General features: G+C 69.8%; 20 protein-coding genes. 4 read left to right on the top strand and 16 right to left on the bottom strand.

The features are described 5' to 3' along the window. Positions 1–4 precede the first annotated feature (4 nt). From CP978_RS35155 to CP978_RS00645, 13 genes are all read right to left on the bottom strand, one after another. Complete coding sequence (locus tag CP978_RS35155; protein ID WP_227745597.1) at positions 5–1,066, bottom strand: IS630 family transposase; 1,062 nt, start codon at positions 1,064–1,066, stop codon at positions 5–7. A gap of 258 nt (positions 1,067–1,324) precedes the next feature. Then, positions 1,325–2,575 carry an IS701 family transposase gene (locus CP978_RS00690; protein ID WP_043436707.1) on the bottom strand — a complete coding sequence of 417 codons (1,251 nt, stop codon included), beginning with the start codon at positions 2,573–2,575 and terminating at the stop codon, positions 1,325–1,327. Between the two features lie 860 nt (positions 2,576–3,435). Further along, positions 3,436–3,822: a toxin Fic gene (locus CP978_RS00685; RefSeq protein WP_043436704.1), complete on the bottom strand. Its 387-nt coding sequence runs from the start codon at positions 3,820–3,822 to the stop codon at positions 3,436–3,438. Beyond that, positions 3,819–4,124, bottom strand: a complete 306-nt coding sequence (locus CP978_RS00680; RefSeq protein ID WP_043436702.1) for a hypothetical protein — start codon at positions 4,122–4,124, stop codon at positions 3,819–3,821. Before CP978_RS00680 ends, CP978_RS00685 begins: the two co-directional genes overlap by 4 nt. Before the next feature lie 240 nt (positions 4,125–4,364). Continuing rightward, positions 4,365–4,904: a Mu transposase domain-containing protein gene (locus CP978_RS35385; protein ID WP_227745262.1), complete on the bottom strand. Its 540-nt coding sequence runs from the start codon at positions 4,902–4,904 to the stop codon at positions 4,365–4,367. A gap of 28 nt (positions 4,905–4,932) precedes the next feature. Continuing rightward, positions 4,933–5,340, bottom strand: coding sequence for a hypothetical protein (locus CP978_RS35380; RefSeq protein ID WP_227745261.1), 408 nt, complete (start codon positions 5,338–5,340; stop codon positions 4,933–4,935). Further along, positions 5,340–5,642, bottom strand: a complete 303-nt coding sequence (locus tag CP978_RS35375; RefSeq protein ID WP_043436699.1) for a hypothetical protein — start codon at positions 5,640–5,642, stop codon at positions 5,340–5,342. The genes CP978_RS35380 and CP978_RS35375 overlap by 1 nt, the downstream gene beginning before the upstream one ends. A 103-nt stretch (positions 5,643–5,745) precedes the next feature. Then, positions 5,746–5,871, bottom strand: coding sequence for a hypothetical protein (locus CP978_RS36005; protein ID WP_260421104.1), 126 nt, complete (start codon positions 5,869–5,871; stop codon positions 5,746–5,748). Positions 5,872–6,225: 354 nt separating this feature from the next. Further along, positions 6,226–6,963, bottom strand: coding sequence for a response regulator transcription factor (locus CP978_RS00665; RefSeq protein WP_043436696.1), 738 nt, complete (start codon positions 6,961–6,963; stop codon positions 6,226–6,228). A gap of 36 nt (positions 6,964–6,999) precedes the next feature. Continuing rightward, on the bottom strand, positions 7,000–9,645 hold the full coding sequence (locus CP978_RS00660) for an ABC transporter permease (protein WP_043436693.1): 2,646 nt from the start codon (positions 9,643–9,645) through the stop codon (positions 7,000–7,002). Beyond that, positions 9,642–10,352 (bottom strand): ABC transporter ATP-binding protein, encoded by a 711-nt coding sequence (locus tag CP978_RS00655; RefSeq protein WP_043436691.1) that lies wholly within the window; start codon positions 10,350–10,352, stop codon positions 9,642–9,644. Before CP978_RS00655 ends, CP978_RS00660 begins: the two co-directional genes overlap by 4 nt. Further along, complete coding sequence (locus CP978_RS00650; protein ID WP_052453889.1) at positions 10,339–11,079, bottom strand: ABC transporter ATP-binding protein; 741 nt, start codon at positions 11,077–11,079, stop codon at positions 10,339–10,341. The genes CP978_RS00655 and CP978_RS00650 overlap by 14 nt, the downstream gene beginning before the upstream one ends. Before the next feature lie 5 nt (positions 11,080–11,084). Then, positions 11,085–11,744 carry a hypothetical protein gene (locus CP978_RS00645; RefSeq protein ID WP_043436688.1) on the bottom strand — a complete coding sequence of 220 codons (660 nt, stop codon included), beginning with the start codon at positions 11,742–11,744 and terminating at the stop codon, positions 11,085–11,087. Positions 11,745–11,898: 154 nt separating this feature from the next. On the opposite strand from CP978_RS00645, the gene CP978_RS00640 reads away from it, so the two are divergent. Further along, complete coding sequence (locus tag CP978_RS00640; RefSeq protein ID WP_043447800.1) at positions 11,899–13,107, top strand: HAMP domain-containing sensor histidine kinase; 1,209 nt, start codon at positions 11,899–11,901, stop codon at positions 13,105–13,107. 1,026 nt (positions 13,108–14,133) lie between these two features. Here CP978_RS00640 and CP978_RS00635 read toward each other — a convergent pair. From CP978_RS00635 to CP978_RS00625, 3 genes are all read right to left on the bottom strand, one after another. Then, on the bottom strand, positions 14,134–14,592 hold the full coding sequence (locus CP978_RS00635; protein WP_043436683.1) for a hypothetical protein: 459 nt from the start codon (positions 14,590–14,592) through the stop codon (positions 14,134–14,136). Continuing rightward, entirely contained in the window at positions 14,589–15,383 is a 795-nt protein-coding gene (locus CP978_RS00630) for a DUF4231 domain-containing protein (protein ID WP_158508299.1), read from the bottom strand. Before CP978_RS00630 ends, CP978_RS00635 begins: the two co-directional genes overlap by 4 nt. Positions 15,384–15,685: 302 nt before the next feature. Then, entirely contained in the window at positions 15,686–15,877 is a 192-nt protein-coding gene (locus tag CP978_RS00625; RefSeq protein ID WP_043436681.1) for a hypothetical protein, read from the bottom strand. A 1,614-nt stretch (positions 15,878–17,491) separates the two neighbouring features. Between CP978_RS00625 and CP978_RS00620 the strand changes: the two genes are divergently transcribed. The 3 genes from CP978_RS00620 to casB all read left to right on the top strand — a co-directional run bounded on the left by CP978_RS00620 (position 17,492) and on the right by casB (position 22,869). Continuing rightward, the gene (locus CP978_RS00620; protein ID WP_043436679.1) at positions 17,492–20,365 is read left to right on the top strand and encodes a CRISPR-associated endonuclease Cas3''; all 2,874 of its coding nucleotides are present in this window, start codon (positions 17,492–17,494) and stop codon (positions 20,363–20,365) included. A gap of 321 nt (positions 20,366–20,686) precedes the next feature. Next, on the top strand, positions 20,687–22,231 hold the full coding sequence (gene casA / locus CP978_RS00615; RefSeq protein ID WP_052453888.1) for a type I-E CRISPR-associated protein Cse1/CasA: 1,545 nt from the start codon (positions 20,687–20,689) through the stop codon (positions 22,229–22,231). Then, positions 22,231–22,869 (top strand): type I-E CRISPR-associated protein Cse2/CasB, encoded by a 639-nt coding sequence (gene casB / locus CP978_RS00610; RefSeq protein WP_079161935.1) that lies wholly within the window; start codon positions 22,231–22,233, stop codon positions 22,867–22,869. The genes casA and casB overlap by 1 nt, the downstream gene beginning before the upstream one ends. The last annotated feature ends 30 nt before the right edge of the window (positions 22,870–22,899 follow it).

Raw genomic sequence — 22,899 nt, 5'->3', positions numbered from 1 at the left:
TCCTTCAGGCTGCGACGGCGAGGGGGCGTCCGCCCGAGCGGGTGCCCTTTTCGCTTCGGATGCGGGCGCGTTCCTTCCGTTCGGCGGCCAGGACGTCGCGGTGGCGGGCGTTGGCGTTGCGCCACCGCAGACAGGCGTGCAGTGCCCGGGTCTGCACGGTGTGGTTGGGATGGTGGGAGTTGGCGATGGTGAACTGCCGCAGCGGTCCGAAGTGGGCCTCGATGGGGTTCACCCACGAGGCGTAAGCCGGGGTGAAGCACGGCTCGACCTTGTTCTTCTTCGCCCAGTGGCGGATGTCGGTGCCCTTGTGGGCGGAGAGGTTGTCCAGGATCACGTAGATCGGGGCGCCGTCGGGACGGGCGGCTCGGATGGACTTCAGACGCGGCCAGTGTGTTGGCGCGCCCTTCTTGCGCCTGTTGACGCCCCATAGCCGGTCGTCGCCGACCGAGTAGCAGCCGTGGAAGTACCGCACGCCGTGGGTGCGGTGGTAGGTGGCGGGCAGCCGGTCGGGGCAACTGCGCGCGGCCCAGCCCGAGCCTGCGGTGGGACGGATGCCGAGCGGGCCCAACTCGTCGAAGGCGAAGACCCGGTCCGGGAAGCGATCAAGGACTTCCTCGATGCGGTCCAGCTTCGCCTCGCGTTCGGGTTCCGGTGATTCCTTCCAGGTCTTGGTGCGCTGGAAGGTGACGCCGCGGCGGGCGAGCAGGCAGCGTAACGCCTCGCGGCCGAGGAGGATCGTCCGGCCGTGTACTTTGCGCAGGCAGGCAACGAGTTTGCGCAGGGACCAGCGGGTGAAGGGCTGGCCGAGCTTGGTGGGGCGGGTGGTGGCTGTCTGGATGACGAAGTCCTCGTCATCAGTAGTGAGCAGGCGGGGACGGCCTCCCGCCCACTGAGGGTTCAGACAGGCCAGGCCGATCTCGTTGAACCGATGAATCACATCACGCACGGTGTCCTCATCGGCCTGCACCAGCTGGGCGACCACCGGAACCCGGTTCCCGCCGGCCGAGGCCAGCAGCATCATCGCGCGCCGATAGCGCACCGAACTGGTGCTGCCCCGGCGCACGATCTGCTACAGCTTTTGCCCTTCCTGGTCGGTCAACCTGCGCACACGGACGGGCTCGGCCATCGCGCCTCCAGCGGTCGGATCGGACGTCACCTCACATCCAACCGTCACGACCGCCAACCCGGCGAACCTATTCGGTCACAGCACTAGTAGGGCTTGGTCAGGTTGGTATCGGGGTGGGTATGTCGCGGTGACAGGTGGGGCAGGTGCCGATCCAGAGGGCGAGGAGTGTCTGCATCTCGCGGACTACTTGGTAAAGGCTCAGTCCTGCGCCGCGTCTTTTGGGTCGTGTGCCAGCCGTTGCAGGGTGCAGAAGGCGTGGGCAGCCGAGACGAGGGTGACGTGGTGGTGCCAGCCGTTCCAGGTGCGGCCTTCGAAATGGGCCAGTCCGAGGGCTTGTTTCATCTCGCGGTAGTCGTGCTCGATGCGCCAGCGGAGCTTGGCCAGTCGGACCAGCGAGGCCAGGGGCATGCCGGAGGGCAGACTGGACAGCCAGAACTGCACCGGTTCCGGCTCGGTGGCGGGCCATTCGGCCAGCAGCCATCGCTCGGGCAGCCCCGCGCCCTTGGCGGCCTGGCGGATCTCGCGTCCGGCGGGCCGGATGCGCAGGACGACGAAGCGCGAGTACATGCGTTTGAAGCCACTGCGCCCCTTTCCCGGCCGGGAACCCTCGCGCCAGGACACCGGCCGGGCCGCCTGCCGGCCGGCCTCGATGACCAGTTCCTTCACCGTCATCGGCTTGTCCGGATACGTCGCCACCGGCGGTCGGCCAATGCCCTGATAAGGCGGGGTAACCGGCTGCGCATGTTCAGGGTGAGCAGTGAGCCGGGAGGAGACGCCGACGGCGTAAGCCAGTTTCCGTTCTTCCAGGGCCAGGCGGAAGGCGGTGGCGTCGCCGTATCCGGCGTCCGCGACGACCAGCGGAACGTCCACGCCCCAACTGCGGGCCTCGTCGATCATGTCCAGGGCCAACTGCCACTTCTCCACATGGCCGGCGTCGGCGGGGACGCCGCAACGCTGACGGCGGGCGACCTTGGCCGCATCCGTCTCCGGCGAGGCGGGATCCCAGGAAGCGGGCAGGAACAGCCGCCAGTCGATCGCGGCCGAGGCACGGTCGTTGGCCAGGTGCAGCGACACGCCTACCTGGCAGTTGGTGACCTTGCCCGCGGTGCCGGTGTACTGCCGGGATACGCATGCAGAGGCGTTACCGTCCTTGAGGAAGCCGGTGTCGTCGACGATCAGTGCCTCCGGACCGATCGCTTCATACATCCTCCAGGCCAGCCGGGCCCGCACATGGGCCGCATTCCACGGACTGGAGGTGATGAAGTGCGCCAGCGCCTGGCGGTTGCCGTCCTCGCCGAGACGGGCAGCCATCGGTTCCACCGACTTGCGCCGCCCGTCCAGCAGCAGCCCTCGTACATACGCCTGCCCCCAGCGCCGCTGGTCCGCGCGGAAGAACCCGTCGAACAACTCCGCCGTGAACGCCTCCAGGTCCTCCCGGACCTCGGTCATCTCCCCAGGTGTCACACCCCCACAACGACACCCCGACGCCACCGGACACGCCACTCACGAGTGAAGCTGACCAAGCCCTACTAGGCATGGAAGCCGACCAACTCCTCGTCGCAGCAGAGCTGATGATGCGCCGAGCCGCGGGATATGCCGATCGTGACGCGAAAGCGCAGATGCGGTGTCACGGGTGGCGGCGGAACTGCTTAACGAGGCGCACGAGTTCTACAAGACCCGTGACGAGGAATGACCCGCCGCGCGTCCTGATCCGCTGCGCCCGCCTCGCCCATGCCCGACCGGTGGCCGGGCTGTCCGGTTCCGGCCCGGCCACTGGCCCGCGGGCTCTACGGTGCACCGGTGAGCAACGAGATGCCGCCGTCCGGTGAGGATGTACTGCCCGTGGTCGACGAGGTTCTCGCCGGGGCTCTGCTGAACCAGGACGTCCAGGGTGCCCGGACGTTGGGGCTGGTGCGGGACACGCACCGGATCCTGTCCGGGGCCAGAGGGCTGGAGCGGCCCGGGGAGATCGTGGAAGCGTGCGTGCGTAGCGCGGCCGACGCCCTGTTGAAGCTGCCCGGGGTCCCGAAGAGCCCGGCCGGTCTGCAGTCCGCGGCAAGGGATCTGCTGGATGCGGTGGACGCCGCCCTTCCCGCCCCAGCTGCCGCCCCCGCTGCGGTGACCGACGCGGGGTGGGAGCGGATACGGGACGCGGCCGAGGTGCTGCGCGGCGAAGTGCACAACCCCGGGGCCCTCGCGGCGGCCCGGGAGCTGCTGGTGCCGCTTCCGCCCGCGCCGAGACGGTCCCCGACCCGTACGGGCAGCCCGACCCGATGTCCCGGGAGGGCTGGAGGCGGGTGCGGGACGGGTCAGGTGGCAGTCCAGTCGCGCAGCTGTCGGGCGATCCGGGCGACGCCGAGAGCTCCCGATCCCGCGTCGCGTACCAAGGCGACGGCTGCCTTGGGCGGGTAGTCGAGGGCGCGCGCGTTGAGGGCCAGGTAGGCCTCCGTCGCGTGCCAGGCGAAGGCCTCGTTCGAGTGTTCCAAGCACGGCAGCTTCGCCAGGGTGTGCAGCAGGGCGGCGGCCTTGAGGTACAGGGATCCGTAGATGTCCCGTTCCATCGCCCGGGCGTTGACCCGGGCGACGGCCGCATACAGCGGCCCGTAGTCGTCAACCTGCGGATCACCGTCGAGCAGCTCGGCGGCGTGCAGCAGGAACGTGACGTCGAGAGGGTGGAGAGGTTCCTGCTCGCTCACGCGGCGCGGCCCCGCTCCTGCTGCTCAAGCTCCCGCAGCACCTCCTGTTCGATAGCCCGCTGCTCCGCGCTGGCGTCGATGCTGCTGGGCTCGGCCGCGAAAACCGCGCCGCTGCGGGCCATGGACGCCTTGAAGCCTTCCAGGAACCGCTGCTCCACCGCGGTCGCCCGGTCATAGGCGGCCGAGAGGATGTACTCCTGCATGCTGACCCCTGCCTGCCTGGCGGCTGCCGCGATGGCGGCCCGCTGCCCGGGGTCGGGGAAGCGCAGATTCATTGCTTTGGGATCCGTCATGACATCCATGGTACCAGCGGTACCATCCGGACCGTCACTGCATCTCGGTGCCGAGTCAGCTCCGGGAAAACGGCGCGGGTGCTTCTACGACCCGGCCTTCCATCCCGCGCCGTACGCCTCGCGAATCCCGCCCCGGCCGGGCGGGCCTGCCCGGCCGGCCATGGCCGCGGCGCAGGAGCGGGCGTGGAGCCGGATCGATGGCGTGGGGATCGATCCCTGACCGTTTCGGCAGGCCCCGGCCGCCTACCGTCACGGTCCTGCGCTCCGAGGACCACGCACTGGGCGGGGAGGCGGTGACCTCCCAGAGCCTCTGCGAAGCGCTCGCCGAAGTCCGCAATGGAGGCGGGATCCATTGCGGGCGATGAGCCGCTCGTGGCGGGCGACTTTTTCGCGGCCGTCGTAGGCCACGGGTTCGGAGGCGTGGAGCATGACGCGGACCGTGCGGCCGATCAGCCGCGCCGGCACCGAGTAGCGGTTCATCCTCACGCAGATCTGGCTGTAGCGGTCGACCCGCGGGGTGGACAGTCGGCCGGTCTCGAACGGCTCCTCCGGCAGTGGCGCGAGCAGCGGCTGCTCGGCCGCGAAGTACTCGCCGATCGTGCGGGGGCGGGAGCGGATGCGGCGGGCGTCGTCCTCCTGGTCCCACCGGTCGATCATCTCGTTGAGCTCGGCGAGCGTGTCCACTTCGCGAACGGGGACCAGATGGTTGCGGCGGAACCAGCCGATTTGGCCCTCGACTCCGCCCTTCTCGTGGGCGCCGCGCAGGCCAGGCTGGCAGTAAGAGCGCATCCAGGCCGTAGTGCGAGCGGAAGGCGGTTCAGCGTTCGGCTTCGATCCTGCGGCGTGAGAGGCCCAACACCTGGGCAACGGCGGCTCTAAGGTTGTCGTAGCGGACCTTCCCGGTCGGCACTCCGCCCAGCACGTTGAGAGCGTGGACGTGGCCCTCGAAGAACGCTTCCTGCCCCGCCGAGGCGAAAATGCGGTGGACGACCTTACTCGAGTACGACAGCCGGAACGCGAACAGGTAGCAGGTCACCAGTTCGCTGGCCAGCCTTACTGTGACGTCGCCAAAGTCGACCTCGGCCTCCGCCCCGGGCCTGTGGGTCTGCGGGACGAACGCGTCCACCACTCCCTTGCCGGCCTGGAGACGGATCTCCTCACGGCGGGCGGCGACGTAGGCGCGGACCATCTGGTAAGAGACATCGACGGCATCATGCTCGTCCATCAGCCGGTCGTAGATCCGCTGACCGTGTGCCGCTGCTTCCGCGGCGCGGTCAGGTCCGCCTTCAGAATGGCGTCGATCACCGGCTTGTAGGGGTCCAGGCGCGTCGTTCGTGGCCTCATCGCCTTCCTCGGCTCCGGCAGAGCCGAGATCAGAGCCCTCTGCACGGTGTTGAAGCCGACCCCGTACTTCCGCATGAGCGCACGCGTCGACATGCCGGTCCTGGCATCACGGCGGATCGCCGCGTACAGATCGGCCTTGGGTTCGGCAGCACCCGGGCCCCTCGTCGTGCAGAGCACAACCATGGTCCCGAGGCAAGCACCGGAGCGTTCTCGAAACTCAGCGACATCACTCTCCCGTGAAACCAGGCGTTCGCAGCGCTGGGCAACAGACGTTCTCGGAACTCACCTACAAAGCCAGGGAGTGGAGGTCCGCCAGGGTGCTCGCGACGATCAGTACAAGCGGAATCGCCACCAGCGCATGGCTCGACTGCCACAGCTGCCGTAGATGGGGGAGGCGCTGTGTGATGTGCATCTTTCCAATGTGGACTATTCGCTCGGAAACCATCCCTGTAGGGACGCGGCAGCTATGGTGGCTACTGCACGCTCCCCGCGGCCGCTCGCAGACATAGGCGAACCCGTGCCACGGCCTTGCCGAGTCCGGTATGACGCTGGTCGTGGTCACCCACGAGATGGACTTCGCGCGCGAGGTCGGCGGCACCTGGTCTTGATGCCCAGGGCAGGTGCTGGACCGGGCTGATAGTGCGGGCCGCTCTCGCCCAAGCCGAGAGTAGGCTTACGGCGATGTGCCGGATGTGCGCGAGTTGGTACTCGAGCCGGGGCGGCTGTCGTAGCGGAGGAAGAAGAGGGCCGTGCTGCCAGATGCGGGCTACCCGGGTTCCTGTTCCAGCCGGTAGCCGTGGCCCCGCAGGGTGGTTATCTGCGGCAGGCGCGCGGGGCGGGGGGACGACTTCGCTGCGGCGGTGAGGCGGCGGCGCAGGCCGGCCATGGTGACGTCGAGGGTCTTGGTGGAGCCGAACCAGTTCTCGTCCCAGACCTTTGCCATGAGTGTTTCTCGGGAGACGGCCTCGCCTGCGTGTCGGCTGAGCAGGGCGAGGAGTTCGAATTCCTTGGGGCGCAGGGGGATGTCGGCGCCGTGGAGGGTGCAACGGCGGGCCGTCTCGTCGAGGACGAGGTGGCCGAGCGTGACCGGTTCCGGTTGCGGGGAGGCGGTGGTCCGGCGGCGCAGGTGGGCGCGGAGCCGGGCGAGGAGCACGGTCAGGCTGAAGGGTTTGACGAGGTAGTCGTCGGCTCCGGCGTCCAGGCCGGCGATGACGTCGATGTCGTCGGTGCGGGCGGTGAGGATGATGATCAGCAGGTCGGGGAAGCGGGCGCGCAGGGTGCGGGCGACGTCGAGGCCGTCCATGTCGGGCAGGCCGAGGTTCAGGAGCAGCACGTCGTATGACGCCTGCGCCGCCTCGGTGAGTGCTCCTGCCCCGGTGCGGAACCAGGCGGTTGCGTAGTCGTTGCTGCGCAGGCCGGTTTCGAGGTGGCGTCCGATGGTGTTGTCGTCCTCCACGATGAGGACGCCGAGACGGCCCCGGTCTGCTGCTGGGGGTGTGCGCATGCTGGGCAGCGTACGGGCAGGGGCCGTTCGGTGTGTTCACAGGTCGCGCAGTTCCTCGACGGCGGGGCGCCGGGCCCGGCGTACGCCGTTGAGGGCGGCGGAGAGTACGGCGGCCATGGCGGCGGCCGCGGTGAGGGTCAGATAGCTGCCGGGGACGGCGAGCGCGTCCGGGGGCGGGTCGAAGACGCCGGTGAGGACTTTGACCAGCATCTCGGACAGTGCCCAGCCGATCAGTGCGCCGCCCGTGAGGCCGCCGACCGTGAGGACGAGCGCCTCGGTGAGGACCATGCCGCGCAGATGGCGGCGTGTGGCGCCCAGCACGGTGGTGATCGCGAAGGTGCGGCGGCGCTCGGCCAGCCCCAGTGCGAGGACCAGGCCGCCGGCTCCGGCGGCGAGCAGGACCGCGAAGGCCAGCTCGATCCGGGTCAGACCGGCCAGGTCGACCGAGGTCAGGCTGGTGCCGACGGTGCCCCGGGTCTGGGTGAGGTCGGTGACGGTGGCACTCGTGCCCAGCTGCCCTCGTAGCCGTGCGGCCACGGCCTTCTGGTTGCTGCCGCCGGTGTCGACCAGGAAGGCGCCGACCGCGTCACTGCCGGTTGCCTTTGCGATGTAGGAGGCGTTGGCGACGAAGAAGCTGTCCTTCGGCGCGGTCGGGAACTCCTTGACGATTCCGGCGTAGTGGAACGACACCGTGCGCAGCGCCTTGGTCTTCGCGTCTTGGATGCGCAGATTGACGGTGTCGCCCAGGGAGAGTTGGAAGTCACTTACCGTTTCCGCGCTGACCAGCAGGTTGTCGGGACGCTGGGCGAGCCGTCGCATGAGCTGATGCGCGGTGCCTCCCGAGAAGTACGCGTCCTGCAGCGAGGTCGCCGAGGTGATCGTGTCCGGGCGCACGCCGTACAGGTCCTGGAGGTCGGAGCCGACGTAGGCGAACCGGTGCTGGAGCGGCTCGACATGGCGGACGCCGGAGACCTTCAGCGCACCGGCCGCGCTCGGCGGGGTCTGCATGCCGGGCGGCTCGGTGACCGTGACGTCGGCGCCGTTGGTCAGGCGGGCGTCCACCTCCGCCTGCTGCTGGTATGTGGAGTTGAAGACCGACGTGGACACGGCGAACGACACCGCGAGCGCCAGCAGCACCATCGAGCGGGCCAGCGGACGGCGGCGCCGGGCGAGGACGGCCGCTGTCGTCCCGGCCAGCGCCGACGTCAGCGGACGCGCGAGCCGGGCCAGCACCGGGCGGCCGCGGGTCAGCGCCAGGAGCGTGAGCCGCCACAGCAGCAGAGCGGCCCCGATCCACAGCAGCGCGGGACCCAGGAACGCCCAGTACGACACGGAGATGCTCGGTACGCCCTCGGGGGCCAGGACGAGCGCGTACTGGTTGCCGGACGAGGCACGGAAGACCAGCCACGAGCCGATCAGCAGCATGAAGTCCAGGCCGATCCGCATCCACCAGGGGGATCCGGTGCGGCGCGCGGTCCTGCGGGTGTCGGCGACCGTCACCGTCCGCAGATCGCGCAGGGCCGGGACGAGCACCGCGCCCGCGGCGACCATGGCGCCGAGGACGAACGCGATGACGTACCAGACGATCCATGTGCCGGCGCTTGCGCCGAACGAGGCCGTACCGAAGGCAAGCCGACCGGTCAGCGCCGCGATGCCGAGGCCGGCGAGTCCGCCGACGACGCCGACGAGCGCTGCCTCCAGGCCCGCAAGGGACACGATCTGCCGGGGGGCGAGGCCGCGTAGCCGTAGCAACGCCTGTTCCTGGCGGCGCCGTTCACCGTCGGCGCCCGCGACTGCGGCGGTCAGCGAGGCGGCGAGCACCGCGCCGGGCACGCCGAGGAAGAGGAAGAGGATCTGTGCGTACAGGGCGTCCTGGCGGGCGGAGTCGAGCGCGGCGCCCAGGTTGTCGCCGACGAGCACCGAACCCGCGCCCTTGGCTTCCAGGTTGTGGGCTGCGCGGGTCACCGCGGTGAACGCGGCGGCTGGATCGTGGGGCAGCGCCGCGTGGCGGGCGACGTGGATCTGCGTGGTGACAGAGGTGGCGCCGCCCGTCAGCGAGGCCAACTGCGCGGCGGGCAGGAGCAGCACGTTGTCGGGTGGCGCGGTGGGCTGTGACTGGGTGGGCGCGCCGACCTTCTGGAACAGCGAGTCGGCCTGTGGGAGGTCGATGACCCCGTCCACTCGGACCTTGCGGGCGTCCGTGGTACCGGGGAGCTTGATGCTGACGGTGGAGCCGGGTGCCGCGTGCAGGTTCGAGGCGGTCTGCTGGGCCAGGAGCACGCCGGTGGGGCTGCCGGTCAGGGAGCGGATCTCGCCGGGAAAGAGGGTGCGGTAGTTGCCGGGGAGGCCGAGGAGCATGCCGGGGCCCGTGGTCTGAGTGCTTCCCTGCACGGTGGCCGTGAAGCCGCTGCTGTGCGCGAGGCTGACCGGGACGGCGGAGCGTACGCCCGGTGTCTTGCGGACCAGCGACAGGGCTGCGTTCGGGTCGGCGCCGGGCTGCACCTCGACCTGCCAGTCCACGGCGACCGAGCGCACCGCGCGCTGTGTCATGGTCGCCTTGGATGCGGTCAGGAAGGAGCCGAGCGCGGCGACGAGTGCGACGGCGAGCGCGATCCCAGTCATGGCGGCGATCAGCCGGCCGGTGCGGTGGCGGGCGAGACCGCTCGCCCATGCGCTGATCATGAAGGCTCTCCAAGGCTGTGGGCGGTGTCCGCATCCGCGCGATCGGTATCCGCGTCGTCCGCGGACGCCAGCCGCCCGTCGCGCATGGCGCGGCGTGCGGTGAGGCGGGCGGCGACCGTGGGGTCGTGGGTGGTGATGACCAATGCCGCGCCCGTCTCGTCGGCCGCGGTCAGCAGTGCGTCCAGGACCCGGCTGCCGGTGGCGTGGTCGAGGCGGCCGGTGGGCTCGTCGGCCAGGATCACCCGCGGTGCCTGGGCCAGCACCCGGGCGGCGGTGACGCGTTGGGCCTGGCCGCCGGAGATCTCCTCCGGCAGCCGGTCGGCCAGTTCGGCCGCGTCGACCAGGGCGAGCGCGGCCAGGGCGGCCGCGCGTGCCCGGTCGTCGGGGATCCCGGTGAGCACCAGCGGCAGCGCGGTGTTCTCGACGACGTCGAGCGCCGGGATGAGGCTGTCGCCCTGAAAGACCAGCCCGATGTCCCGCGGCCCGGTCAGGCCGGGCCAGGTCACGGTGCCGCTCGTGGGCTGTTCGAGTCCGGCCAGCAGATGCAGCAGCGACGACTTGCCCGACCCCGAGCGCCCCACGATCGCGAGCCGGTCCCCGGCGCGGATCCGCAGCCCGGCGCCATGCACGGCGACCACCGCGTTCGGGCCGCGGCCGAAGGTCAGGGCAGCGTCCTGACAGTCAATCAGTATGTCAGCCGGAGACATGGTGCACCTCCGCAGCGGCCCGGCCGAAGCTCTGGTCACCCGTCTCGGCGCCCTCTGTCGTGCGACCGTCGTCGAGCCTGATCACCCGGTCCGCGATTCGTACCGCCTCCGCGCTGTGCGTGACGATCAGCACCGCGCAGCCGTCCTTCGCACGGTCTCGCAGCATCTGCAGGACCAGCCGCTCGGTGCCGCCGTCGAGTTCGCCGGTCGGCTCGTCCGCGAGCAGCACCGCGGGTGAGTTGGCCAGCGCGACGGCCAGCCCGGCGCGGGCCAGTTCCCCGCCGGACAGCTGCCGGGGCAGCGCATGCCGGCGCTCCCCCAGCCCCACCCGGTCCAGTAGCGCCTCCGCGGAGGCAGCGGGCCGGCCGCGGACGGCGCCCTGCGCGAGGCGCACGTTGTCGCGCACGCTCAGATGGGGCAGCAGATTGCGGGTCTGGAGCAGGACGCCGATGTGCCGGGCCCGCAGCCGGGCGCGTTCGGTCTCGGGCCGGTGGCTGATGCGGACGCCGTCCACATGCACCTCGCCGCCCGACGGCTCGTCGAGCCCGGCCAGACAGGACAGCAGCGTGGATTTGCCGGCCCCGGACGGACCGACCACGGCGACCGTCTCGCCGCGCGCCACCCGCAGCGACACACCGCGCAGTGCGAGCGTCTCCTCTGCGCCGGCCCGGAAGAAGCGGTACAGCTCGCGGGCCGTGAGGGCGTCGTCGTACGACCGTACGGGCATCGCGCTCACCGCCAGCCGAAGGAGTCGCTGACGGTGCGCCACGGGTCCACGTTGTCGGCGTTCACCGGACCGGACAGGGTGAGGTCCACCTCGTGGCCCTGCAGGTAGAAGGCGTACCGCTCGAATGCGTCCCGCACGACCTTGCCGGTGACCGGGTCCGCGGCGGAGTCGCCCTGGTAGGTCAGCAGCACGGCGGTGCCCGCCCTGCGCTGCACCACACTCACCTTCGGGTGCGCGAACTTCGATACCTGGCCGCGCAGCTGGGGAACAACCGTGTTGGTGACCGAGCCGACGGTGGGCGCGGTCGTGACGGTCGCGGCGGAGATCTGGATGCGGTTCAGCTTGTCCGTGAACACGGTCGTCGCGCCGTTCGTCGTCCGGGCCCAGCCCTCGGGCACCTTCACCGTGAAACCGGTGAAGCCGCCGGACGGCCGGTAGGCGACGAAAGCCTGGTTATCGGGGATGTCGCCGGGCGGATTGGACTCGGTCGGCGCCGCGGCGTCCGGCGCCGAACCGGCCGACGACGTCCTGTCCGGCGTCGACGCCGAATTGTCCGACGTCGTACCCGAGCCGGACCCGGACCTCGATCCGGATCCGGAACATCCGGCGGTCAACGCCGCGCAGAGCACAAGCCCCACGATGGCGGACGTCCGTACACGTGTCATGGCCACTGCCCTCCAGAAGGTGCCTGGGACCGGACGGTCACCTCCCAGACGCTAGGAGCGGCCCGGTTAACGGCCCGCGCGCCGACGGTTAGGCGACGGTAAAACCGTGGGCCGGGTTTCGTGCCAGCTGGTGGACGGCCCGCATCATGAAGGCATGAGACAGCGTGTGGTGCGGGTGGCCCTTACCGCCGTCCTGGTCGCCCTCGTCCTCCTCGCCGTCCCCCTGGCCCTCGCCATCAGGTCCTCCCTGTACGCCGACCAGCGGGACGCGTTGGAACGGGCGGCCCTGGCCGCCGCCGTCCGGGTGAACCCGGACTACCTCCAGGGGGACCCGGCGGAGCTGCCGACGGCCGCGTCCGGACAGCGCCTCGGCCTGTACGACCCGCAGCTGCGGCTGCGTGCCGGCACCGGGCCCCAGAGCGGCGGCGACGTGGTCCGCCGGGCCCTGGCCGGCAAGGTGACCCGGTCCTCGGCGGGCGGTGAGCTGGTCGCCGCCGTGCCCGTCGCCCATGCCGAGCAGGTGATCGGCGTGGTCCGTGCCTCCTCCGCCGTTGCGCAGGTGAGGGGCCGTGTGTTCGCTGGCTGGGCCGCCCTGGTGGGCGTGGCAGTGGTCGCGCTCACCGTCGCCGTCCTGGTCGCCCGCCGGCAGGCTCGCGCGCTCGCCGTACCGCTGGAGGACCTCTCGCGCCACTGCCGGGCGGTGGCCGAGGGCGATCTCGCCGCGCGGGCCGCGCCCAGCACCATCATCGAGATCGACCAGGTCGCCCGGACACACAACGACATGTTGCACAGCCTGTCCGAACTCCTGCGCCGTGAACGGGACTTCACTGCCAACGCCTCCCACCAGCTGCGCACCCCGCTCACCGGGCTCCAGCTCACCCTGGAAGCCGGACTGGCCCAGGACGACGCGCGGCCGGTGCTTGAGGAGGCACTGGCCGCCACCCGCCGCCTGCACGAGACCGTGGAGGAGGTGCTCAGACTCTCGAGCTCCGCCGGTCTGCCTCGGCGCACCGCGCTGGACCGACCGGTGGGGGAGCTGCTGGCACGGGCCGAGAAACGGTGGCACGCACTCCTCGCCAAAGACGGCAGACGACTGGAGCTCGCCGTCCAGGATGTGCCGGACGACGTACGCATCCCGGGCGGGCCGGCCACCGAGATCCTGGGTGTGCTGCTGGACAATGCCCGCGCCCATGGACGCGGCACCGTGCGCGTCGCCGTCCGGGACCTCGACGACGCACTCGCCTTCGACGTGGCCGACGAGGGCGCCGTGGACGGCGACGGAGTTCGGTTGTTCGAACGCGGTTACTCCGGCGGCGGACCCGGCGCCGCCGGCATCGGCCTCGCCTTCGCCCGCGACTGCTGACTCTCGCTTCCGTGCCACAGGCGATTCTCACTCCGATGTCATCTGAGAGATGCCCATGGCCCGCTAGTTGTAGGGGCGTCATGGGATTGCTTCAGACGCAACATGAGAACTGTTGATGCAGGCATCTGAGAATCGCCTGTTGAGTTCACTGAGAATCACAATACGAAGACGGCTGTGACCTGCTGTTTCACTCTGAAGGCGTAGTGGGATGGTCCCCCCGACCGCGCTCGCGTGTGCTGCACCTGGGCCAGCCGACGATGAGTCACTCCCGCTTGCTCGGGCTCTACTCTGCGCCTCCGTCTTCTTCTACGCCAGCTACGGCATGGAACTGCTGCGCACCAGCCGCTCGTGGAAGCCGCCAGCTCGGTACAGGCCACCACTGTGCCCGCACTGCCTGTTCCTGGACCGCGACGCGCGATCACGTCAGCGGCGGGGCGAAGGCTGCGGTCCCGCACCGTAGCGGAGAACCGGATGCAGGCGCGAGACACGGTCTGGCGCGCTGCGACCGAGTTGGTGCTGGCCTTCCCGCAGCTGACTCAGAAGGTCAGCCGCGGCAGTGCAAAAGACCAGCAGGAAGGCGTCTGGCGTGGCTGGGACAACGTCCCGGGTGGTTTGCAACAGCCTGGTCGCGGCCGCTGCCGCTGGCGACGGCATCGTGGGCGTGACTGTCGGAGAGGCTCAGCTCCTGGTGGACACCGCGCTGCGGGTGGCCGACTGGGACATGGCCCGCATCCGCGACATCGTCGACGCCGCTGGGAGCGCGCCGACGCCGCATACCTGAAGGGGTACGGCCTGATCGAAGACGAAGAGGCCGGGGCGTGGCGCGAGACCGGCGGGGACAGGATGCACGCCGGAGGCCGAGCTGTTTCGCAACGTCCGCGGAGATCCTGGAGCTGCCGTCAGGGCGCCGTGATCCGCGGCTCGGAGTAGCCGCTCTCAAGCGAACAGGCGTGTCGGTGTCAGGCACTTACTCAGAGCAGTGGCGCGGTCAACGACGCGTCGCACTGTGTCTGTCTCCTCTCGTGGTCAGTCGGTTCTCTTTGGCCGGGGCTGTTGCTGGACGACCAGCGAGATCGATGGCACGTCCGGCGGGAGCGCCCATTCGGTGACGTGCAGGCCCGCCAGCTCGATCAGTTCCTCCGGGACTCTCAACAGGTGCAGTGGGGTCCGGCTGTGACGGGTCAGCCAGGCCCGGCGCCGCTGCTGTTCCGCCGGCTCGAGCTGCGCCCACACATCGACCATGACCCCCGGCGGCACGCTGGGCACGGGGCGGGTGCGCCGCCGCACGTAGGGCAGGTTGCCCACGTCGTCGGCGAGCGCGACCAGGCACCAAGCGGTTTCGTAGGGCAGGGTGGGTCCGTGGGCGGCCCGCAGCCGACGGGTGCGCCATTGCCGGCGCGGTGCCAGCAGCCAGCGGACCGTCGTCAGCGACAACTCCCGCTCCTCGGCGCGTGAGGGTTCGGCATGTTCCCTGCCGCCGCTCATTGTGCTGAGCGCTCGTCGCGTGAGGTGCTCTGCTCCAGCTGAATCTCGCGTTTACGCTGTTCTTCTTTGATCGCTTCGACCGTTTCGGCGTAGAGGACGAGTCGAGTGGTCTCCTCCATTTCTTTGTAGTCGCCGAGTTGGAATCCGCTCGCGTTGTAATTCTTCTCGATGTCGTCTGCTGTCGACTGTGAGGTGGTGCCGCGCTCTCGGAATTTGAAGTATCCGGTGACTCCGGCGGAGATGCCGACCAGTGCGCTCAAGGATGAGGTGATGATTGACAGGGCTGCGTTGGATCCTTCGTTCATCGCCGTGAGGGTGGATACAACGATCGACCCGGTGATAATGACCAGCTGGAATGAATTGTGGACGCGTCTGTTGCGGCTCGCCTGTGTCCGGTAGGCGGCGATGACATCGAGCGAGGCCTCCCGGTAGACGCGCAGGCCCGGGGTCGTCTCGAGTGGGAGCTGTGCGGCCGCCGTCTGGCGTTGCTGCAGCGCGTCACGGAACTTGTTCGTCTTTTCCGCCAAGCTTTTGTGATGTCTGTACAGCCAGCATGCGCACGCAATCCATAAGATGTTGACGATGATCAAAGAGAGCCATCGGGTGACGCCGTCGTTCGCCTTCCACAGGCCAACGATGACGGTGTATCCCAGTATGCCTGTCAGGGTTAACGAACCTAACAGGATCAGCCAGCCGATCCTCTGGAGCGCCTTACCTGCCCTCAGGTCCGCTTCTTTCACGCTGAACGCGGCGAATGCTTTTCTGTACTCTTCGTACGGATCAGGTGTCAAGACTCTTCCCCCCCCCGGGATGGAATCTCCAAAGGTAGGAGCGTGGTGAAGGGGTCGCAATGGCGCGTTGTGATCGGCGAGGTTTTATGCGACGTGAGTTACGTGAAGAAACACCTGAGATTCAAGAAATTTCGAGGACTCAGCGGAGGGCGTCTCTGCGGCAGAGACAGGCGGGTTTTGGTCTGCGGCACGCAGTTCCGAGACCGGGGGCATCAGGGAAGTCGCCGGTGGGCATCAGAGGCCGGGTGGCCGCGGTAGCCGCGACCGCGCCGGCACACAGGGTGGCATGACGAGTCTGCGTTTCAGGCGCTGAGTGGTGCGTGGTCGAAGAACCGGTTGTCGGTGTCGACGGGGATCTCGTGGACGCCTGGATAGGGGCGGGGGAGTGGATCGTTGATGGCGGCGATGACCTGACAGGCGTACCCGTCGGACGAAGGGCCGCCAGCGACGTCGATGAGGGTGTCGACCAGCCGCAGTCCGGTGGCCTGGTCCACGGCTCCGGGGTCGGCGAGCGGCGAGTGCGGTCGTCGAAGAGACGATCACCGTCGAGTCACTCCCGCTCGCGCGGGCTGAACCGCCCCCTGCCCGGCCGGCCCAGCAGGGTCGCGAGTTACGTCCGCCCGCGCAAGCGCTACCTGGTGTTCAGCCCGTTCAGCAGGTACGTGTACGAGTCATCCCCGCTCGCGCGGGCTCTGCAACGCTGCGGTCACCGTCCTGGACAGGAAGTCTGGATCACCCCTGCTCCCGCAGGCTCCAGTGCATCGTCGAAACTACGGAGCGCACTTCGGCGACCGTAACGAGGGCGACGGGTCACACCCGCTCGCGCGGGCTTACGCGGCGCAGAAGAATCTGCGTACCGTCATGACTGGGTCACTCCCGCTTGCGCGGGCTTTACGCGGCGAACGGACCGAGCAAGGCGCGGCAGGCTGGGGCACTCCCGCTCGCGCGGGCACTACACAAAAGACACCCCGGTCGGCTGCGGAGCAGCTCGTTGCCTTCGCGCAGGCTCTACCCCGAGATGATCGTCGTTGACCGGGGCAAGGTTACTCCCGCTTGCACGGGCTCTGCCGGTGGAGATGCAAGGCGATGGTGGTCAGCGTCGGGTCACTCCTGCTCGCGCAGGCTCTGCGTCCACCACAACTCCCACGACGTTCGCCAGATCGAGTCGCTTCCGCTTGCGCGGGCGCGCCACGAAAGAGGGACGATGCCGAGCCGCTGGTCGCGTCACGTCCCCTCGCGCTGGCTATACAACGGCCGCTCCCGTCCCAACTGTCGTTCGAGGCGTCAGTCCTCGCTCGCGCAGGCTCTACCCCAGACAATCGTCGTCGACCGGGGCAAGGTCGGGTCACTCCCGCTTGCGCGGGCTTTACGCGGCGAACGGACCGAGCAAGGCGCAGCAGGCTGGGGCGCTCCCGCTCGCGCGGGCGCTGCCGGCAGATGCCCACCGGTGAGCCGCAGTGGAAGGAGACACCCCCGCTCGCGCGGGCCAACCCGGCCAGGTGCTTCGAGTTCGCTTGCTCGGGCGCACATGATCACGGCCGCCGCGTGCGCGCTGGAGTGTGAGTCACTCCCGCTCGCGCGGACTCTACGTGGCCAGGCGGCGGGCGATGCCCAGGCCCATCGGATCACTCCCGCTTGCGCGGACTCTACGACCGTGCAACTCCCACGTCCTGCAAGGACGACGGATCACTCCCGCTCGCGCGGGCTTTGCGACCTGGCGCGGCCGCTGTAGTGGCAGCGCCATGAATCACTCCCGCTTGCGCGGGTCCTGCCCGGTGGTGCTCTTGGGCAGGCCGTTGCGTGACGGGTCACTCCCGCTCGCGCGGACTCTACGGCAGAAAGGGCCGCGGCAGTCGCCTGCGTGCCGGGTCATTCCCGCTCGCGCGGACTCTACGGTGTCGGCCTGGATGTGGATGCCGCTGCGCTCGGGTCACTCCCGCTCTCGCGGACTCTACCCTTCTTGACCTCGGCTTTCTGAGGCAGTTTGCCGGTCGCTTGCTCGTGCTGGTTGGGGGAATGATGCCACACGGGCTGGAGGTGGGTCTGGATGTTCCGTCTTTCTGGCGATCATGTTTTCGTGAGGTCTGTGGGGGTGGCAGCGTTGGGGGATGGGAGTTATTGAGGACGGGCGGTACGACGGTGTTGACCGTCGTCCGTGGGGGAAGCTCGAGTTCGATCGTGCGACGCTGAGGATGTACTCGCTGCTGTTCCACTTGATCGATGTGGGGGCAGTGGCCGGGGTGCTGTGGGACCGGTTTCTGACCCCGAGCCAGCACAAGGTCATCAGTGCGGGGCTCAACGTGCCGCAGAGACAGGCGCGTTCACTGGTGTGTTTCCTGGCTGCCATGCACGACATCGGAAAGCTGATCCCGTACTTCCAGTCCTCCGAGCCGTTGGCCTACGTGCGGCTGGGCGAGGAACTGCTGGCGGACACGGGCCCCGTGGTGCATGTGCCGCACGCGCGTGCGTCGATGCATGTGGGGCTGCATCTGCTGAGCGAGCTGGGATTTGCCGTTGGCGGTAACGATAGCCCCGCTGTTCGTGCTGCTCAGTGTCTGGGCGGGCATCACGGCCGGTTTCTGCAGCTCGACGTGGACGGGGCGGCGTCTGTCCAGCGAGTGGAGGCCACTCTGGGCGGGCCCGCGTGGCAGGATCTGCGCCGCCGCTACACCCGGCTGCTGTGGCACCTGTTCGGTGTCGACGAGGCGCCGGGGCGGGTGTCGGTGGAGGCTGCGGTGCTGATCACGGGACTGACGATGGTCGCTGACCGGGTCGCGAGCCAGCGCCGGTACTGGGTGCCCAACGCGGACACACCGTCCTTCGGTGCCGCCGAGCACCACAGTCGCGCCCGCCGCCAGGCCGAGAAGGAAGTCGAGCGGCTCGGCCTTGCCCGCTTCGCACTGGACCGGGTCCCGTTCACCACCGCGCACCCGGGACTTGAGGAACCCAATGCTCTGCAGCGTTCCGTGATGGAGGAGTTGCCGCATCTGGTTGCCGAGCGGGGGAGCGGTATCGCGGTGGTCACGGACGCGATGGGCACGGGCAAGAGCGTGACCGCTCTGGAGATGGCGCGGATCTTCAACGAGCACTGCGGTACCCAGGGGGTGATGTGGCTGCTGACGGCGACGGCCGCCGCCGACCAGGCCTACGAGGTCCTGGACCGGTACGTGCGCGCCCACCGGCCCGAGTACGCACCGGTGACGCTGGTGCACCACCACAGCGACCTCAACGAGGCATACACCGGCCGGTGCCTGTCCCCGGCGGACACCTCCGTCCTGGACGGGCCGCCCGACGACCCGTTCACCGACGACCAGGACGACTCCTTTGCCGACGACGAGACCGAGTACGGTCCGGGCGCCGCGGGGCCCGACCGGTGGCTGCGCGGACGGGACAACGCGCTCCTGGCCCAGTACACCGTCTCCACCACTGACCAGGCGCAGATGGCCGTCCTCCCCGTCCGCCACAGTGCGCTGCGCATGCTGGCCCTGTCGGGCAAGACCGTCGTGATCGACGAAGCCCATGCACTGGACCCGTTCAGCCAGCTCCAGCTGCTGCGCCTGCTGCAGTGGCTGGGAGCCCTGTCCTGCCCGGTCGTCGTGCTGTCGGCGACGATGCCCGCGTCCACCGCCACCGAGCTGGTGCGGGCCTACCTGTCCGGAGCCGGCCGTACCGGTCTGAACGGTGTGTCGTTCGCTCCCGGCTACCCCGGGTGGCTGTTCGCGGACGCGGCGACCGCCGGCGTCCACCGCATGTCCGAGCCGGCCCGGGTTCAGCAGCGGGCCGCCCAGCGCAGGTCCGCTCGCATCCGCGTCCGCCCGGTCACCTACCGGCGCCTTGGGCAGGCCGACCGCAGCGTCGAAGCGGGGGAGCGCCTGGCCACGATCGCCGAGGTGCTCCAGCCGGTCATCCGCCACGGTGGATGCGCGGCCGTGGTCTGCGCGACCGTCGCCGACGCGCAGGACACTTACGCGTACCTGCGCCGCATGTGGACCGGCCCCCCTGACGACCTGGTCCTCGTCCACGCCCGGGTGAGGGGGCGGCGACGGCAGAGCACGCTGGGAGACCTCCGTCACCAGCTGGGGCCGACGGGTCCGCGCCCGGGCCGGCGCGTCTTCGTCACCACCAGCCTCCTCGACGTGAGCCTGGACATCGACGTCGACCTGATGGTCAGTGACCTCGCTTCTCTGGCACGTCTGCTGCAGCGTCTGGGCCGCCTGGGCCGCTTCACACACCTGTGGACGGGACAGGACCGCCGGCCCGCCTGGTGGGACGGTGACAACAGCCCGGCACTGACGGTGCTGCACCCGGTCAACTCCCGTGGTGCGACCGCCCTGCCGCCCGGCTGGGGCACGGTCGAGCCTGCTGTCGCTCTCCATGAAACCGCCCGGCTCCTGCCGGCCCTGGAGAAAGAACCGCTCATCGTCCCCGACGATGTCCAGGCTCTCGTCGAACAGGTCCACGGCGTCACCTCCGGTTTCGCGGCAGAGACGACGCGCCTGCAGCAGATGGCCGTCGCACACCAGACCCGCACCAGCCGCCAGGAGCAGCTCAGCGCCATCCACTTGGTGCCCCCGGCTAAACGGGTCTCTTCCCTGGCCGACCTGCACCGCCAGCACCTCACCACCGCCCAGGCAGCCACCCGGCCCGGTCTCCTGCCCCGACGGCTGCTGCCCTGCCACCGCAGAGCCGACGGCACCCTGACTCTCGACGCAGCAGGCATGCTTCCGCTCCCGGACCAAGAACACCTCAGCCGGCGCCACTTGCGCAGCATCCTCGAACACTCACTGTCCGTCCCGGCCGCCTGGGTTGCCCGCACATCCGCCCGGCACCACCCGCCCGCCAGCTGGAAGCAGCACCCCCTTCTCGCCGACATCGTGTTGCTGCCCACCGATTCCGTAACCCGTGAGAGTGAACATCGTTTCGGCCATCACTGGCTCCGCATGGACGAAGAACTCGGCCTCCAGCACCGCAAGCAGCAGTAATCACGTTGTGTGAGGCCCGGCGCCAGAAGTATTACGCCATTTCTCGACCGTCGGACTTTCTCACCGGTCGTGAGGCGCGGCGGCGGCATGATTCGCTGTGCTCGCAACCCCTCGAACTCCCGGCCGCACATCGCACATCACCCCCGCCCCACAAGGGCGTGGTGATGGCCCCCGGCGCAGCACCCGGCCACGCGCGGCACGTGCTGCGGCCCTGCTCCAACAGCAACAGGCCGCCTGAGAACACCCCCGGCCCTGGCTGACCGCACCCTCAGAGCCCCTCACCGCACCTTCCGGCCCCCCGGTTCTCCGAAAGACACGCCCTTGTCCCCGTTACCCCCGTCCACCACCACGTTCAGTGCAGCCGACGACCCCTGGATCGACGTCCGCACCGGCCGCCGCTACGACCAGGTGGGCCTGCGCGCCCTCTTCCTGGACGCCCACCGCATCGACGACCTCGCCCTGCCCCACCCCCCGGCAGCCTCAGCACTCCTGCGGATCGCGGTCGCCGTCACGGCCCGCATCACCGGCCTCGACGACCCCGAGCTCACCGCCTCCCAGTGGAACGCCCTGCGCCGCAGCCGCCTGGCTGAAGGTCGCTTCGACCCGGACGCCGTCCATGCCTACTTCGACCAGCACGCCTGGAACGTCTTCGACCCCCTCCGGCCCTGGCTCCAGGACCCCTCACTGCGCACCCAGTGCGACCACAGCACCGGCATCAACGCCTTCGTGCCCGGCCGTCCCGCCGGCAACAACCTCGCCTGGTTCAGCCCGCACGGCCACCACACCGCCGAGCCGGTCCCCACCGCCGAGGCCCTGCAGATCCTGCTCATCCACCACTACTACGGGCGTGCCGGCACCGGAACCCCCCGCACCCTGGACGGTGTCACCAGCAAGAAGCAGACCAGCGGCCCCCTGCGTTCCAGCGTGTCCTTCCACCCCCTGGGCCGCACCCTTCACGAAACGCTTCTGGCCGGTGTACCGGCCTTCACCGGCGACGACCAGCCACCAGACGCGGACGCCTGCCCCTGGGAAAAGGCCGCACCACCCGGCCCGCAGGGCACCTCCCACCGTCCGGTGACCTGGCCCGGCGGGCAACTGACCGGACTGAGCCGGCACGCGATCCTCCTCGTGCCCGGCCATGACGGCACCACCGTCACCGACGCCTACATCACCTGGGCCACCCAGCAGCCCAAGCCGATCACCACCGACCCCTATCTCGCCTACCGCTTCACCCCCAAGCGCAAGAACGTCGCCCGGCGCCGCAGCATCCACCGCGCCGACGCATCGCGCGCGTGGTGGCGTGATCTGGAGACGCTGCTCCTGGCCCCGGACGAACACGGCACACACCGCCGGCCGGCCATCTTCGACACCCTCAACGACCTTCCCGAACCCGCGCGACGCAGCCTGCGGATCCGCGTCCACGGATTCGACCAGGACAGCAGCAAGGCCGTAGACCGGCAGTGGTACACCGCCATCACCCCGCCCCTGCTGAACTGGACCCAGGAGCACGACCCGGTCAAAGCCCAGCGCATCGCCGAGTGCTGCCGGGAAGCCGAACAGGTCGCACAGCAGCTGGCGACCGTCGCCAAACAAGCCTGGGACACCGCCACCCACAGCCGCACCACACAGCCCCCCTGGGCGAACAGGGCACTGACCCGGTACTGGCCGAAGGCCGAGACGGTGTTCCGGCGGCTCCTGGAGGAACCCGACACCGCAGCCCCCACCGCCTTCGCAGACGCCGCCGCGGCCGCTCTGCGCGAGAGCACCGAAGCCGCCCGGATCCACCACACCTCCGCGGCCCGCGCCGTTGCCCACGCCGTCAGGGACCTCTACCGCCGGCCCACCACACCCCGGAAGACCGCCTGATGCCCACCGCAGCCGAACACCGCGCCTCCTGCGACGCGTTCGTCGCCCACATCCACCTCCTGTGCGCCGAACCCGGCGTCCGCGCCCGCCTCAGCCGGGGGAGAGGCCGGCCCGTAGAGGAATGCGCCCCCATGGACCGCTACCTCTCCCGGCGCACCGCGCACCGCAGCGGACGCCGCGCCTACTACACCATCGCAAGCCTCATCGCGATGGCCGGACCCCAGTCCCACACACCGGGCGTCCGCCCCGACAACGACCCCGGCCCGCCCAGCCCGGAAAACGACCCCGCCAGCCTCCTCGTCGCCCCCGCCGATTCCGCCCCGCCGCCGGCGGCACCGGACCCGGCGGCCTGGTTCGCCCGGCCGAACCTCGGCGCCACCCTCGCCACCGCCGTACACCGGGCAGGCCACGGACCCGAGCGCACCGAGAGCCTCCTCCACATCCTGACCCGCATCAGCGACGACCAACTCCACCGCCGACTGCCCGCACCCGTCACGCGGCTCCTGAGGGACGGCATCACCCCTGACTGGGGAGTCCTCCTCCACGACCTGGTGCAGCGCCCCTACCGCCGTGACCGGGTCGGACTGCGCTGGCGCGACGCCTTCTACCTCGCCGCCCCCGAACCCCGGCGCACCTGAAGCACGAGGGGGCTTAAGGCCACCCGGCCA

This window comes from Streptomyces nodosus (assembly GCF_008704995.1).
In the GTDB taxonomy this organism is placed as follows: Bacteria; Actinomycetota; Actinomycetes; order Streptomycetales; family Streptomycetaceae; genus Streptomyces; species Streptomyces nodosus.
This window is presented reverse-complemented; position numbering and strand designations above follow the sequence as displayed.